The sequence below is a fragment of the Gemmatimonadales bacterium genome (genome assembly GCA_030697825.1).
Taxonomy (GTDB): Bacteria; Gemmatimonadota; Gemmatimonadetes; order Gemmatimonadales; family JACORV01; genus JACORV01.
On sequence record JAUYOW010000261.1, the window covers coordinates 1 to 1,990 of the forward strand.

The following is a 1,990-nucleotide window of genomic DNA, read 5'->3' on the forward strand; positions in this document are numbered from 1 at the left end:
AGCGCGGCGGCGGCGTGCGGTCGCCGGTAAGCGAGCTGACCTGCCGCGCCAGCGTGTTCAGGTACTCGAACGGGTCCGAGCCGGTACCGCGCGCCGACTGATAGGTGTAGGCCACCCGGCCCTGGAAGATGCGGCCGAAGCGCTGGTCGAGCGCGAATTCGATGCCGCGCGCGTTTCCGAAGTCGCCGTTGAGCGGCATGTTGATGGCCGAGATCGCCCGCTGCTGCGTGTCGTAGATGTTCACCACGTTCACCGCGATGTCCGACGTCTTGTCCTTGTTGTAGGCCGAGATGTCGAGCACCACGTCGTCGCTGAACGCATGCCGGATGCCGAACTCGAACACGATCGAGCGGCCGAACGTGAGGTCGCGGCCGAAGATGTCGTTCGTGTTGGTGAAGTTCAGGTCGGAGTTGACGCCGCTGGTCAGCAGGAAGAAGTCCGGCGCCTGCGTCTGGTGCGCGTACGACACCCGGAAGCCGGTGCGGTCGGTGACCGGGAAGCTGACCCGCACGCTGGGCGCCAGCGCCGCGTGGACGGGCGCCCGAACGAAGTTGCAGGTGGACCAGCCGACCGTATCGGCCGCCATCTTGAGTTCGTTGCACCGGTTCGCCACCACGGTGTCCTCTGCCGTACGCGCGGCCGTCAGATCGCCGTCGCGCAGCGGGTCGCTGAAGACGCGGCCCGGGACGCGCGGATACATCACGCCGGAGTTGAGGCGGTCGTACCGCAGGCCCAGGTCGATGACCAGGTCGCCCAGGTCGATACGATCCTGGCCGAACAGGCCGACGCGGTTGGGCTTCTCGTGGTACGCGTCCATGAAGATCTGCTCGACCAGGCTCGAGTTGAACGCCCGCATGTCGGACCTGGTGAAGTCGGCGCCCACTTTGACGCGGTTGTAACGGTTGGCCTGCCAGTCGAGGGCGGCGCGGCCGGCCGTACGGCTTTCGCTCGACAGCGTGGGGCCACCGGAGCCGTAGGCCTGGTTGGGCAGGTATGCCGGGCCCGCGGTCACGCCGTAGGGATTGAGCCGGTACGACCCGCCCTGGTTGAACTCGGCGCCGCGTCCGAGGAAGGGGATGCACCGCCCCCCGGTCGATGGCTCGCAGTTGTTGATCCGGATATTGGTCACCAACTGGTCGTCCACCGGCCAGGAATCGAAATCGTGCAGGAACTGGAAGTTGCCCAGCGTGAAGTTGGCGGACGGATCGCGATTGTCCGCGACCCAGGCCGGGTCGAGCAGGCCCGAGACGAACTCATCGCGCTGCCAGCTCAGGTTGGCCTCGAGCGTCAGTGCCCGGTCGGCCGAGCGTGACAGGTTCTGGTACCAGTTCACCACCGCGAGGTTGCTGTTACTCCGCGAGCCGCGCTGCGCCTGCGGATTGTACAGGCTGGTGCCGCGGAAGAAGCGGTCCTGCGCGCGGCTTCTGTGATACCCCACCGACATCCGCGACCCGGTGCCGTAGGTGTACGTCAGTTTGCTGCTGAACGTCAGGTTGTCGCCCTGGTCGTCCGGCCGCCGCGCGCCATTGGAGAACCGCGTGAAGGCGGGGATGTTGGCCCGGGTGGAGTCCGACAGCGGGTTGTCCGGATCTGTGGGCACGTTGACCCAGCCGTTCGGCGCCAGGGAGTCCGACGTGTCCAGGCCGCTCATGACATAGATCGGCTGATCTTCAGCCCCCTTGCCAAGGCGGGGGCTCTGCTGGCCCGACAGCGTGGTGGACAGGAAGAACGTCAGGTTGCGCGCGAGTGGGCCGCCGAAGCTGGCCTCGACGCGGTTCAGCCCCTGCCCGTAGGTCTGGCCCGACACCTCGTCGGTGGAGTACGCGAGCGAGCCGTGGTAGTTCGTGCCACCCGAGCGCGTGACCAGGTTGATGACGCCCGACTGAGCGTCCCCGTACTCGGCCCCGATGGCGCCCGTCGTGATGGACGTTTCCTCCACCGCGTTGGTGCCGAGCTGGACTTCCGGCCGCGCACCCTGGCCCAGGAACCC

The 1,990-nt window shown here is 67.2% G+C and carries 1 protein-coding gene; it reads right to left on the reverse strand.

The features are described from left to right. On the reverse strand, window positions 1-1,990 hold a 1,990-nt coding region (locus tag Q8Q85_12995; protein ID MDP3775172.1), incomplete at both ends, for a hypothetical protein.